13 protein-coding genes are annotated in these 12,885 nt (G+C 57.4%); 4 read left to right on the top strand and 9 right to left on the bottom strand.

The window, feature by feature from the left end:
• The first annotated feature begins 110 nt into the window (after nucleotides 1–110).
• The 4 genes from grpE to LDN84_RS09585 all read left to right on the top strand — a co-directional run bounded on the left by grpE (nucleotide 111) and on the right by LDN84_RS09585 (nucleotide 5,468).
• Nucleotides 111–680, top strand: coding sequence for a nucleotide exchange factor GrpE (grpE, locus tag LDN84_RS09600; protein ID WP_223911734.1), 570 nt, complete (start codon nucleotides 111–113; stop codon nucleotides 678–680).
• Between the two features lie 126 nt (nucleotides 681–806).
• Nucleotides 807–2,762, top strand: coding sequence for a molecular chaperone DnaK (gene dnaK, locus LDN84_RS09595; protein WP_223911731.1), 1,956 nt, complete (start codon nucleotides 807–809; stop codon nucleotides 2,760–2,762).
• A gap of 100 nt (nucleotides 2,763–2,862) precedes the next feature.
• Nucleotides 2,863–3,999 carry a molecular chaperone DnaJ gene (gene dnaJ, locus LDN84_RS09590; protein ID WP_223911728.1) on the top strand — a complete coding sequence of 379 codons (1,137 nt, stop codon included), beginning with the start codon at nucleotides 2,863–2,865 and terminating at the stop codon, nucleotides 3,997–3,999.
• A 104-nt stretch (nucleotides 4,000–4,103) separates the two neighbouring features.
• Entirely contained in the window at nucleotides 4,104–5,468 is a 1,365-nt protein-coding gene (locus tag LDN84_RS09585; RefSeq protein ID WP_223911725.1) for an MBL fold metallo-hydrolase, read from the top strand.
• Between the two features lie 79 nt (nucleotides 5,469–5,547).
• Here LDN84_RS09585 and LDN84_RS09580 read toward each other — a convergent pair whose 3' ends face one another.
• The 9 genes from LDN84_RS09580 to LDN84_RS09545 all read right to left on the bottom strand — a co-directional run bounded on the left by LDN84_RS09580 (nucleotide 5,548) and on the right by LDN84_RS09545 (nucleotide 12,829).
• Complete coding sequence (locus tag LDN84_RS09580) at nucleotides 5,548–5,874, bottom strand: hemerythrin domain-containing protein (RefSeq protein WP_255610515.1); 327 nt, start codon at nucleotides 5,872–5,874, stop codon at nucleotides 5,548–5,550.
• A gap of 37 nt (nucleotides 5,875–5,911) precedes the next feature.
• Nucleotides 5,912–6,034, bottom strand: a complete 123-nt coding sequence (locus LDN84_RS22875; RefSeq protein ID WP_255610514.1) for a hypothetical protein — start codon at nucleotides 6,032–6,034, stop codon at nucleotides 5,912–5,914.
• A gap of 142 nt (nucleotides 6,035–6,176) precedes the next feature.
• Entirely contained in the window at nucleotides 6,177–7,460 is a 1,284-nt protein-coding gene (locus tag LDN84_RS09575; RefSeq protein WP_317134833.1) for a TRAP transporter large permease, read from the bottom strand.
• Nucleotides 7,457–7,996, bottom strand: coding sequence for a TRAP transporter small permease (locus LDN84_RS09570; RefSeq protein WP_223906824.1), 540 nt, complete (start codon nucleotides 7,994–7,996; stop codon nucleotides 7,457–7,459). Before LDN84_RS09570 ends, LDN84_RS09575 begins: the two co-directional genes overlap by 4 nt.
• Complete coding sequence (locus LDN84_RS09565) at nucleotides 7,989–9,137, bottom strand: TRAP transporter substrate-binding protein (protein ID WP_223911720.1); 1,149 nt, start codon at nucleotides 9,135–9,137, stop codon at nucleotides 7,989–7,991. Before LDN84_RS09565 ends, LDN84_RS09570 begins: the two co-directional genes overlap by 8 nt.
• Before the next feature lie 37 nt (nucleotides 9,138–9,174).
• Nucleotides 9,175–9,816, bottom strand: a complete 642-nt coding sequence (gene maiA, locus LDN84_RS09560; protein ID WP_223912896.1) for a maleylacetoacetate isomerase — start codon at nucleotides 9,814–9,816, stop codon at nucleotides 9,175–9,177.
• Nucleotides 9,817–9,832: 16 nt separating this feature from the next.
• On the bottom strand, nucleotides 9,833–10,534 hold the full coding sequence (locus LDN84_RS09555; RefSeq protein ID WP_223911717.1) for a fumarylacetoacetate hydrolase family protein: 702 nt from the start codon (nucleotides 10,532–10,534) through the stop codon (nucleotides 9,833–9,835).
• 25 nt (nucleotides 10,535–10,559) lie between these two features.
• Nucleotides 10,560–11,597 carry a cupin domain-containing protein gene (locus LDN84_RS09550; protein WP_223911714.1) on the bottom strand — a complete coding sequence of 346 codons (1,038 nt, stop codon included), beginning with the start codon at nucleotides 11,595–11,597 and terminating at the stop codon, nucleotides 10,560–10,562.
• A gap of 29 nt (nucleotides 11,598–11,626) precedes the next feature.
• Nucleotides 11,627–12,829: a 3-hydroxybenzoate 6-monooxygenase gene (locus LDN84_RS09545; protein WP_223911710.1), complete on the bottom strand. Its 1,203-nt coding sequence runs from the start codon at nucleotides 12,827–12,829 to the stop codon at nucleotides 11,627–11,629.
• Nucleotides 12,830–12,885 lie beyond the last annotated feature (56 nt).

The following is a 12,885-nucleotide window of genomic DNA, read 5'->3' as shown; positions in this document are numbered from 1 at the left end:
ATTTGATGCCATGGCTGATCACCAAGAAACAATTGCTTCAAACATCTCTTGAAATTTGCAGACGCAACCCCACCTCCTGGCATCGCCGTTTACTTCATCCCGCAAATCGAATGACTGACACCACTCAAGCCCAACCCAACTCATCGGCCACAAACACACCCGAGTCACACCACGCTGACGACATTGGTGCAACTGTGGCTCAATTTGAAAACGAGGCATTGGCAAAATGCCAGGCAGATCTCGCCGAGCTGAAAGCCAAAAGCGCCGAATTGGCAGATCAATACCTGCGCGCCAAAGCCGAGGCCGAAAATGCACGTCGTCGGGCTGAAGATGAAATCTCCAAGGCTCGCAAATTTGCCGTTGAGGGCTTTGCCGACAGCTTACTTCCTGTGCTTGACAGCCTGGAAGCCGGCCTCAACATCAAAGATGCCTCGCTGGAACACATTCGAGAAGGTGCTCAAGCCACGTTGCGTCAACTCGTGTCAGCCCTGGAGCGCAACAAGGTGGTGGCCATCAACCCTGCGGCTAGCGACAAATTTGACCCCCACTTGCACCAAGCCATCAGCATGGTGCCCTCAGAACAAGAAGCCAATACGGTGGTCAGTGTGCTACAAAAAGGCTACCTGATCGCTGAACGTATCTTGCGCCCTGCCCTGGTCACTGTGGCCGCTCCAAAATAATTCGCTTGAACGACTTGAAAACAAGTCACTTATCCGCAACTTCATTGCAACTGAATCACAAACAAACTCAAGACTGATCAGCACTCGAATCAAAGCTGCAAGGTCTCCAAACTTTAAGGAAACATCATGGGAAGAATCATCGGTATCGATCTGGGCACCACCAACAGCTGCGTGGCCATCATGGAAGGCAATGTGCCCAAAGTGATTGAAAACGCCGAAGGTGCCCGTACCACACCGTCCATCATCGCCTACCAGGAAGATGGCGAAGTGCTGGTCGGTGCATCGGCCAAACGTCAGGCCGTCACCAACCCCAAAAACACGCTCTACGCCGTCAAACGCCTGATTGGTCGCAAGTTCGTGGAAAAAGAAGTACAAAAAGACATCGACCTGATGCCTTACAAAATTGCCGCGGCCGACAACGGTGATGCTTGGGTAGAAGTCCGTGGCAACCGCATGGCTCCCCAGCAGATCAGCGCCGACGTGTTGCGCAAGATGAAAAAAACCGCCGAAGACTACCTCGGTGAAACCGTGACCGAAGCCGTCATCACTGTACCCGCGTACTTCAATGATGCCCAGCGCCAAGCCACCAAAGACGCTGGCCGTATCGCGGGCCTGGAAGTCAAGCGCATCATCAACGAACCCACAGCCGCTGCCTTGGCCTTCGGCATGGATAAAAACGAAAAGGGTGACCGCAAAATCGCCGTGTATGACCTGGGTGGCGGTACGTTTGACATCTCCATCATCGAAATTGCCGATGTGGACGGCGAGAAACAGTTTGAAGTGCTCTCCACCAACGGTGACACCTTCCTGGGTGGCGAAGACTTTGACCAGCGTGTGATTGACTTCATCATTGCCGAGTTCAAGAAAGAACAAGGCGTTGACCTCAGCAAAGACGTGCTGGCCTTGCAACGCCTGAAAGAAGCTGCTGAAAAAGCCAAAATCGAACTCTCCAGCAGCGCCCAGACCGACATCAATCTGCCCTACGTGACCGCTGATGCCACCGGCCCGAAACACCTGAACATCAAACTCACCCGCGCCAAGCTGGAAAGCTTGGTGGAAGAGTTAATTGAGCGCACCATTGCGCCCTGCCGCACAGCCATGAAAGATGCCGGTGTCGCCGCCGCTGATATCAATGATGTGATTCTGGTTGGAGGCATGACCCGCATGCCCAAGGTGCAGGAAAAAGTCAAGGAACTCTTTGGCCGTGAACCCCGCAAAGACGTGAACCCTGACGAAGCTGTGGCTGTAGGTGCTGCGATTCAAGGTCAGGTGCTCTCTGGCGACCGCAAAGACGTGTTGCTGCTGGACGTGACCCCCTTGAGCTTGGGCATTGAAACCTTGGGTGGTGTCATGACCAAGATGATTGCCAAAAACACTACCATTCCGACCAAGTTTGCGCAAACCTTCTCGACCGCCGATGACAACCAGCCTGCAGTGACCATCAAGGTGTTCCAGGGCGAGCGCGAAATCGCCGCAGGCAACAAAATGCTGGGCGAGTTCAATCTGGAAGGTATTCCACCCGCAGCACGTGGCACACCGCAAATTGAAGTTTCATTCGACATTGATGCCAACGGTATCTTGCACGTGGGTGCCAAAGACAAGGGCACTGGCAAAGAAAACAAGATCACCATCAAGGCCAACTCCGGTTTGTCTGAAGCCGAAATTCAGCAAATGGTCAAAGACGCTGAACTGAATTCAGCCGAAGACAAAAAGAAACTTGAACTGGTGCAAGCTAAAAATCAAGCCGATGCCAACCTGCACAGCGTCAAGAAGAGCCTGACCGAATACGGCGACAAGATTGATGCTTCAGAAAAAGCAAAAATCGAAGAAGCTATCAAGCACCTGGAAGATGCCATCAAAGGTGACGACAAAGCGCTGATTGAAGAAAAGAGTACATCCCTGATGACGGTGAGCCAAAAACTCGGCGAAAAAATGTACGCTGACATGCAGGCCAAGCAAGCTGCTGAAGGTGCACCCGCTGGTGATGCCGGACAAGCAGGTTCAGCTGGCTCGCAAGGTGGCGCACAGCAAGCCGACGACAATGTGGTCGATGCTGAAGTGAAAGAAGTCAAGAAACCCTAAGCTCTTGTTTCACAACGGCTTACTCAACAGCTGATCCGCGCCGCGTTGGACCTTGAAAGTTCAATGCGGCGTTTGCATTGAAACCAGGCACTGAATACACATGGCAAAAAGAGATTACTACGAAGTTCTGGGTGTTCCCAAAAACGCCACAGACGAAGAAATCAAAAAAGCTTATCGCAAGCATGCGATGAAGCATCACCCTGATCGCAACCAGGGTGATGCCGCCAAGGCAGCAGAAGAGAAATTCAAGGAGTCCAAGGAAGCCTATGAGATGCTGTCCGACCCGCAAAAACGGGCCGCCTACGACCAGCACGGTTTTGCCGGTGTAGACCCCAACATGCGTGGTGGCCCCGGCGGAGCGGAAGCCTATGGTGGTTTCGCCGAAGCGTTTGGTGATATTTTTGGCGATATGTTTGGCCAACAGCGGGGGCGTGCCGGGGGTGGACGCCAGGTATACCGTGGTAGCGACCTGAGTTACGCCATGGAAGTCACCCTGGAAGAAGCCGCCAAAGGCAAAGATGCCCAAATTCGCATCCCCAGCTGGGACAACTGCGATGTGTGCCACGGTAGCGGTGCCAAACCAGGCACACAAGCCAAAACCTGCGGCACTTGCAGCGGCACAGGCTCGGTGCAAATGCGTCAAGGCTTTTTCAGCGTGCAGCAAACCTGCCCCACCTGCCGCGGTACCGGCAAGGTGATTCCTGAACCCTGCACCGCGTGCCATGGCCAGGGCAAGATCAAAAAGCAGAAAACGCTAGAAGTCAAAATCCCGGCAGGCATTGACGGCGGCATGCGTATCCGCAGTGCCGGCAACGGCGAGCCAGGCACCAACGGTGGCCCGGCGGGCGACCTGTACATTGAAATTCGCCTGAAAAAACACGACATCTTCGAGCGTGATGGTGACGATTTACACTGCTCGGTGCCCATCAGCATCGTCACTGCCACACTTGGTGGCGAAATTGACGTGCCGACTTTGGCGGGGAAAGCTGCCATCGACATCCCCGAAGGCACCCAAACCGGCAAGCAGTTCCGCCTGCGCGGCAAAGGTATCAAAGGCGTGCGCGCCAGCTACCCTGGCGATTTGTACTGCCACATTCTGGTGGAAACACCGGTCAAACTCACCGAACACCAGCGCAAGCTGTTGCGCGAGCTTGATGAGTCCCTGAAAAAAGGCGGCGGTAAACACTCCCCCACAGGAGACAGCTGGACAGACCGGCTGAAAAGCTTTTTCAGTTGAAATAGCGCCTTCTTTTCTCTGAGATTTCCATCAAAATAAACCACGCTGTTACCCCCTCACAGCGTGGTTTTTTTATGCTCAACACAACTCACGGAGACAACAACATGAGCGTCAACATCACTTTCCTGGGCGGGTCAGGCACGGTCACCGGCTCCAAATACTTGGTGCGCCACGACGGCAAATGTGTGCTGGTGGATTGCGGTTTGTTTCAGGGCTACAAACAATTGCGGCTGCGCAACTGGACACCGTTGCCAATGGCCCCCAATCGCATTGATGCGGTTTTGCTGACCCACGCCCACCTGGATCACAGCGGCTACCTGCCCTTGCTGGCCAAAGAGGGTTTTTCAGGTCATGTGTGGGCCAGCCAGGGCACCCGTGATCTGTGCAAAATTTTGTGGCCAGACAGCGGCCACATCCAGGAAGAAGATGCCCTGTTTGCCAATCGGCACGCCTTCAGCAAACACAGCCCCGCCCTGCCCCTGTACACCCGGCAAGACGGGCTCGATGCGTTGCCTCTGATCAAGGGCGTTGAGTTTGGCAAGATCATCACGCCCTTGCCCGGCTGGAAAGCCAGCTTCAGCCCGGCCGGGCACATTTTGGGGGCCTCCAGCATCCTGCTGGAAGTGGCGGGTCGACGCATCTTGTTCTCGGGCGACCTCGGTCGCCCGGACGACCTGATCATGAGCCCCCCAGACCCCGCCCCGCAAGCCGACACGGTGCTGATTGAATCCACATACGGCGACCGCATTCACCCGCAGGAAGACATCTTGTCTGAACTGGCCCCGGCCCTGGCCCGCGTCGCCAAGCGCGGCGGTGTGGCAGTGGTTCCCGTGTTTGCCGTGGGCCGTGCCCAAGCCCTGCTGCATGCCATTCACCTGCTCAAAATGAAAGGTGAAATACCCTCCTCATTGCCGGTTTTTCTGGACAGCCCAATGGCGGTACACACCACCCACCTGTTTGAAGAGCATCTTGGCGAACACCGACTGAGCCGCCAGGATGCCCATGCACTGACACGCAACGCCACCATGGTCAACAGCACCGATGAGTCCAAAGCCCTGGCCAGCCGCCATGGCCCGATGGTGATCCTGTCGGCCAGCGGCATGGCTACCGGCGGACGTGTCTTGCACCACTTGGCGCATTACGCCGACGACCATCGCAACATGATCATCCTGACCGGCTACCAGGCCCCCGGCACACGCGGAGACACCCTGGCCAATTCGGCCAAGTCGGTGCGCATCCATGGCCGCGACGTGACGGTCAATGCCGAAGTGGTACAACTCCAGTCAGCTTCTGCCCACGCGGATGCCAACCAATTGCTGGCCTGGTTGCGCACCATGCCCGAGCCACCCGGCCAGGTCTATGTGGTACATGGGGAACCCGGCCCGGCAGATACCCTGCGTGGCCGCATCACCCACGAACTGGGTTGGCGTGCCACTGTGCCGGAACACGGTTCCACCTGGCCCACTTGATTGCTATAAATAATGTAGCTTCTAGCGCTTACGTTATAAGCGCTAGAGCACTATTTTTCATATAAAAACCACAACCAACTCAAAGATAAGTAGACACCGGCTCATGGGAATGGCGCATATGCAGAGACAAGCCCAGAGCGGCCATGTGATTGGCATTACGCCCCAGAATGGTGGATGAGAGGGGCAGAAACGCTTGTTCCTCAAACTCGGCATGGGCCAGGTACTGAGTCACCAGGCGCTGCACCTCCTCGGTATCCACCTCGTCAAAACGACCCTTGGCCACCTTCTTCAAACCCGATTCGATGCGTTTCCACAAAGTCTCCAGTTCGCGGTGCTCATCGGTCAGACGTTTCACCATGGTTTTCACCTGTTCTTGTTCAGCGCCCTTTTCGGCGTGTGCCAGCACAACCGGAAACAGCTCACGCTCCTCATCCAGATGATGCTCAAAAAATGGCTTCCCGAAAAAAAGCCAGCGAATGCTCGGCAATCTGACGGGCACGCTCTGCCGGGGCCAGCAACGCAGGCAACTCCCCCCAGCAGGTGAAGCCGTTTGACAATACCTGCATGGCATTGCGAGAAATCCTGGATCGGCGCATCGCCGTCGGCAGCAGGAAAAGAGGTGGTCATGTGGACTTCCTTGATCATTCAATAAATGGGAGATACATCACATCGACCGCACCAGCCACAAAGAGATGGCCGGAAACGCGATCAAAAAAGCCGATGCGCATGAAGTCCGAAGCCAGAAAAGGCATCACCCCCCTTGGCCGTTTCCATGTAGGGCACATCTTTGGCCAGCTTCTGGATAATGAACAGATTCATCCCCACCGGCGGGTGCACCAGACCAATCTCCACCACCATCAACGCCAAAATGCCAAACCAGACCGACTTGTCGGGCACACTCATGCCAAAGAAGTCCAGCCCCATCACCATCGGGTAAAAAATAGGGATGGTCAGCAAAATCATCGCCAGCGAATCCATCACACAACCCAGCAACACATAGATCAGCAAAATGGCGATCAGCACCGCCATCGGTGGCAGCCCACTGGTCTTGACCCATTCAGCCAGTTCGGTCGGCAACTGGGTGATCGCCAGGCCCGAATTCAGCAAGTCAGCCCCCAGCAGCACCATAAAAATCATGGCCGTGGCGTAAGCCGTGCCCATCAGACTCTCCTTGATACCCTTCCAGCGCATGCCACCAGAGATGATGGCCAGGATGCCGCAAGCCGCAGCCCCAATCGAGGCCGCCTCGGTCGGGTTGGCCCAGCCACCGTAGATACCCACAATCACCACCGTAAACACCCCCATCACCGGGAGCACCGCCAGCGTGGCCGTCAGGCGCTCGGTCCAGCTGTGTTTCTCACCCGCCGGGCCGGCCTTGGGGTCAAGCGTGACCAAAATGCGGATCACCAGCATGTAACCGGTCATGGCCATCAAACCCGGGATGACGGCGGCCATGAACAGCTTGCCAATCGACTCCTGCGTCAGCACCGCATAAATCACCAGTGGCACCGAGGGCGGAATCATGATGCCCAACGTGCCCGCCGCCGCCAGCGTACCGGTGGACAAGCGCCCGGAATAGCCATGCGCACGTAACTCAGGCAAAGCCACCTGGGCCATGGTGGCCGCCGTGGCCAGGGAGGAGCCGCAAATGGCCCCAAAACCGGCACAGGCACCAGTGGCGGCCATGGCCAGTCCACCGCGCCAATGCCCCATGAAGGCAGCCGCGAACTTGAACAGTGATTTGGACAGGCCACCGTGGGTGGCAAACTGCCCCATCAGCATGAACAGCGGAATCACTGCCAGGTCGTAATTGGACAGGCGCGCATAGGCCAGGTGGTTCAAGGTAAACAGCAGTGAGGACGGGTCCCCGCCGTTCATGGCCAGGAACCCGGCCGAGCCACCCAGCAGCATGCCGATGCCCACGTGAATGCGCAGGGCCAGCAAGACGAGCAGGCCGGCAAAGATCAACAGTCCGATGGTCATACCGCTCATGGCTGGGCTCCGAGTGCAAGCTGGGTTGAAACGGTCAGCCGGTAAAGGGCTGCGGCGGCCAGCAAGGCAAAGCTGGGCACCATCAACACCACGGGTTGCCAGACCGGCACCAGCAAGAGGGCCGAGACTTCCATGTTCTCATGGCATTCGATGGTGTAGAGCAGCGTGCGCCAGGTGATGACTGCCGCGGCCAGCATCAGCAGGGCGTGGGCAAGGGCATCCAGCGCTGCGCGGGCACGCGGGCTCATCCAGGTGGTCAGGGCATCGACCTTGATGTGGTGGTCGTGCATTTCACACACCGGCAAAAAGGCGGCCGAGCCAATCGCCGCGCCCATCATCAACAGTTCCATATCCCCTTCAATGGGCGAGGAAAACAGTTTGCGCCCGACGATGGAGACGATGGACATCACCACCAGTGCCACAAAGACGAAGCCACCAGACAGCGCCCACCAGGTCACCACGTTGTCAAGCTGGCGCACCAGTCCCTTGCGCTGAGGGTGGATGACGCGGTCGTCGTCGGGTAAGAGTTCAGCCATGGCAAATTTCTTTCGAGATTAAAAACAGCCTGCTGCCGCAGCATGCAGGCCGACAAGAGGGCAGGTGGGGTGCCTGCTCCTGTACAAGCGGGTTTATTTGGGTTGGTATTTTTTTGCCCAGTGCATGCACTTCAGCGGCCAACTTGGCGCCATCCAGGCCCTTGGCGTTGGCTTGTTTGATCCAGTCGGCTTCGACGGCAGCACCCGCAGGTTTCATGGCGTTGTAGTCTTCATCCTTGATGGTGAGGATTTTGTTGCCCTGTGCGGTTAATTTCTTCTTGGCGGCTTCGCTGCCGTCATCCCAGACTTTGGCGGCGACTTCCGACAAGGACAGGCCGCTGTGTTTGTCGATGACTGCTTTCAGCTCGGGGGTGAGTCCTTCGTATTTGGCCTTGTTCATCAGCACGGCGAAGGGTGTCTGGGTGAAGCCGGGCTGGTTGGCCTGGCCTTCCATGTGGTATTTGGTGACTTCGTCAATCTTGACGGCGGGTAGTACTTCCCAGGGGGCCATGGCCCCGTCGATCACGCCTTTGGAGATGCCTTCGGTGACTGCCGCCACGGGCATGTTCACCGGGGTTCCCCCCAAGCCGCTCAGAAACAGGGAGGCGTAGCGTGATGGGCTGCGTAATTTGAGTCCTTTGAGGTCTTGGGCAGAGAGCACTGGTTTCTTGGCGGTGCTGATGACTACGTTGGAGCCGCTGAAGAGGGCCAGTACTTTGAAGTCTTTGTAGTCTTCCATGCCGAATTTCTGGGTGTACTCCCACATGGCGCGGGTGCCTGCCAGGCTGCTTGGGGGCAAGGAGAATGGCAATTCCAGGGCTTCGGTGCGTGGGAAGCGGCCGGTGGCAAAGCTCGGTGATGTCCAGGCCACATCGGCTACGCCATTCTTCACCTGGTCGGGCAGCATGGCGGGTGTGCCGCCAAGCTGCAGTGCCGGATAGATCTGGCATTTGAGCTTGCCTCCTGAGTCTTTCTCGATCGCGTGGCACCAATACTCCGCCACACCTTTGTGAAAGTTGTGGGTGGGAGCCAAAAAGTGGGCGAACTTGAGGGTGATCGTCTGCGCCTGGACGGCCGCAGTGCCCAACACCAGTGGTGCAGCAAACACCAGGCTTTTCAGTACGTTGAAACGGATGATCATGCAATGTCTCCAGAAATACAGTTGAAAGTTGCGCAATTCACGCAGCGTCTGGCTGCGCAGCAGGGGCCGCACGGCGGAAAGCGTCCAGCCCAGCACAGGTCTTGTCGATGGCTTCGATGGCGGGCCAGCGGCTGACATCCACCTTGAAGCGGCGCGCACTCTCCACTTGGGGGATCAGGTACACATCCGCCAGCGTCGGTGCATCACCAAAGCTGAAGCGCCCGCGCTGTGGGTCTGCCGCCAGCAGCGCCTCATACGCATCAAACCCGGCACTGATCCAAGTGGCACACCAGGCATTCACGGCGGCTTCGTCGGCCTTGAACTGGTGGCGCAGGGTTTCCAGAATACGCCGGTTGTTGATGGGGTGAATGTCACACCCGACGATGGCGGCCAGAGCCCGCACCCTGGCGCGATCCAGCGGCGAGGCTGGCAACAAAGCGGGTGTGGGGTAACTTTCTTCCAGCCACTCGATGATGGCGGGGGACTGGATCAGCACCGCGCCATCGTCCAGCGCCAGTGCGGGCACCAACTGTTGTGGGTTGATCGCTTTGAAGGCATCCTTCAGGTGCTGTTCGGTGCGCAAATCCACCGCCACATAGTCAGGAGTCAACCCTTTGAGGTTGAGTGCAATACGCAAGCGGTGCGAAGTACCGCTGCGAAAGAAGTTGTAGAGCTTCATGGAGGGCATGGGTAGCTTATTCAGCCGCGCTGATAGTCAAGGCCACCTCGGCCACACCTTCCACCCGACCCGTGATGGTGTCACCCGCCACCACCGGGCCGACACCTTCGGGTGTGCCGGTGTAGATCAGGTCGCCAGGTTGCAGGTGGTAGAACAGCGAAAGATCCGCGATGAGTTCGCGCACATTCCAGATCAGTTTGTCCACATTGGAAGACTGTTTGGTTTGCCCATTCACTTCCAAAGCGATAGCACCTTGCGCAATAACCACCTGCTCCATAGGCACAATTTCTGTACAAACCGAGGACTGCTCCACGTCTTTACCCAAGTCCCATGGGCGGCCCTTGTCACGCGCCACCAGTTGCAGATCGCGCCGGGTCATGTCCAGACCGGCGGCGTAGCCGTAAATCAGCTGATGGGCATCTTCAGCCGCGACACGGAAACCTGCCGCACCAATGGCCACCACCATCTCCATCTCAAAGTGGTAGTTGGCGGTGCCGGGCGGATAAGCGATGGTGGCACCACTCTCCACCAGGGTTTGCGGTGCTTTGGTGAAGTAAAACGGACGTTCGGCCGACTTGTCCACCGGGCGGCCCATTTCCACCGCATGAGCATGGTAGTTGCGGCCAACAAAAAACAGGCGGTTGATCGGAAAGCGCTCGGTCTTGCCGCGCACCGGCAGGGATTGAACAACGGGAGGGTTCCAGAGGTAAGAAGTCATGGGGTTTCTTGAATAGGGTGGGCGCTTAACCGCGGTTTTCGTACACACCGAGCTTGCGGTGCAGGGGAGATTCGTCAGCGATGAAAACAAAAGACGGTTTGTCAGCCAGTTGGTTCGTCAAGCTCACTTTTTCATAGCCCGGAGCGCAGCAGGTGTCAGCCTCAGCCAGGATAAATGTACTGTCCACGATCTTGGCCGCTACACGGCCTTCAATCAGATGGAACACCTGTGCAGGTGAACGTGCCGGCAAGGTCAATGTCTGGCCAGGGCGCAACATCAAGGCATAAAAACCCAAGATGTTTTCGGCATCCCCGCCGGTTTCAGGGTTGATATACGTGACCTGCACCGACTCCAGTTCGGGTTGGTCTTCGGCCAAGGACAACAAAGCGGCACGGGCATCCGCCCAGGGGTAACGCAACACCGGGTTACGCTTGTTGGTGCGCTCGAACACCGGGCTAGGCACCACACCTGCACGTGTCCAGGCACGGTCACCGCGGCTGGTTTTTTGCTCCTGACGCTGGCCTTCGGTGACGTAGGAGGCTTCCAGAAAATACACAATGGGCAAATCCAGCACATCCAGCCAGACCACCGGCTGGTCACCGTCATGGCCATGCTCGTGCCACAGCCCGGTAGGGGTCAGGATCAAGTCCCCCCGCGCCATAGGGCACTTTTCGCCGTCCACCGTGGTCCAGGCACCCTCACCTTCCACAATCATGCGCACCGCATTGGGAGTGTGTTTGTGGGATGGGGCCCATTCGCCTGGCAGCAGCAACTGCATGCCCAGGTACATGGCGGCGCTGGCCTGCATTTTTTCCAGACCATGGCCAGGGTTGGCCAACACCAGGACACGGCGTTCGGCCTTTTCCATCGGGGTCAGTTCACCGGCGCGCAGCAACAAGGGGCGCAAAGTGGCGTAGGACCATAACGTTGGTTGCGTTTTACGCGCCGGAACGTGCGGCGGCAACACCGCGCGCAAGCTGGGCCACAAAGGCACCAGATTGAGTTGTGTCAGATCATCACGGTAGTCCTGCGGCAGATCTTCCAGGCGGCCTAATTCATTCATGGTGTGTTCCTTTAATCCTAGGTTAATGCTCAATCGCTGGCCAGACAGTTGCCCACATTCCAGCCATACAGCCATTCCATCGCGTCATAAAAACGCTCAGGCGTGCGGCCTTTCCACAAGCTGTTACGCACCAGCCGCTCCACGCCAGCAGCGTGGTAGAGACGACCCATTTCACGCCCCGAGAGCACGATGCGGGCAGTACGCGCCACGCGGGAGCGCTGGTACAGCGCCAGGGCCTTGGTCCAGTCATTACCATTCACGCGCAGGGCTTCCCCCAGCGTGACCGCATCTTCCAGCGCCATACACGCCCCTTGCGCCATGTACTGGGTAGTGGGGTGCGCGGCATCGCCCAAAATGGTAGCGCGGCCAAACACCCAGGTGCCAATCGGCTCGCGGTCAGCGGTGGCCCAGCGTTTCCAGCTCTTGGGCAGGTCGATCAACTGGCGGGCTTTCGGGCAGATGTCGGTGAAGTAGCTTTGCACTTCTTCCTTGCTGCCCTCGGTGACACCCCACTCTTCCTGCTGGCGGCTGTGGAAGGTAACCACCACGTTGTACTGCTCGCCCCCGCGCAGCGGGTAGTGCACCAGGTGACATTTGGGGCCAACCCAGATGCTGGCGGCGTTCCATTGCAGGTTTTCAGGAAAGTCTTTTTTGTCAATCACCGAGCGGTACACCACATGGCCGGTGATGCGCGGCGGGTCATTCACATACTGCTTGCGCACCACGGATTTGCCGCCATCGGCACCAATCAGTGCTTGCCCCGTCCAGGCCTTGCCATTCTGGTCATACACCGTCACGCTGCCCTCGGATTGTTCCACGCGCTCAATACGGGTGCTGGTGTGAAATTCCACCTTGCCGGTTTCTTGCGCCCCTTCAAGCAACGACAAGTGCACATCCACCCGGTGAATCACGGCATAGGGGTTGCCAAAGCGTTTTAGAAATGCTTCACCGGTCGGGATTTTGCCCACCTGGTATTCATCAATCGCATCGTGCATGACCATGTAGTCGGTGTAGACCGCCCGAGCCCGCGCTTTATCCCCCACCCCCAGCGCATCAAAGGCATGAAAAGCATTAGGGCCGAGCTGGATGCCAGCACCAATTTCGCCAATTTCTGCAGCCTGCTCAAACACCTGCACCTTGAAACCCTGGCGCACCAAGGCCAAAGCAGCGGCCAGGCCACCAATGCCACCACCAGCCACCAAAACGGGTAAATCTATTGCTTGCTCGGTCATACGGAGGACTCCTCTGGATTAAAAGACTTGCGATACATCAGAACTTAGCATGCTGA

This window comes from Rhodoferax lithotrophicus, from assembly GCF_019973615.1.
GTDB classification, from domain to species: Bacteria; Pseudomonadota; Gammaproteobacteria; order Burkholderiales; family Burkholderiaceae_C; genus Rhodoferax; species Rhodoferax lithotrophicus.
The sequence above is the reverse complement of the archived record's forward strand: the minus strand, read 5'-3'. Positions and strand labels throughout refer to the sequence as shown.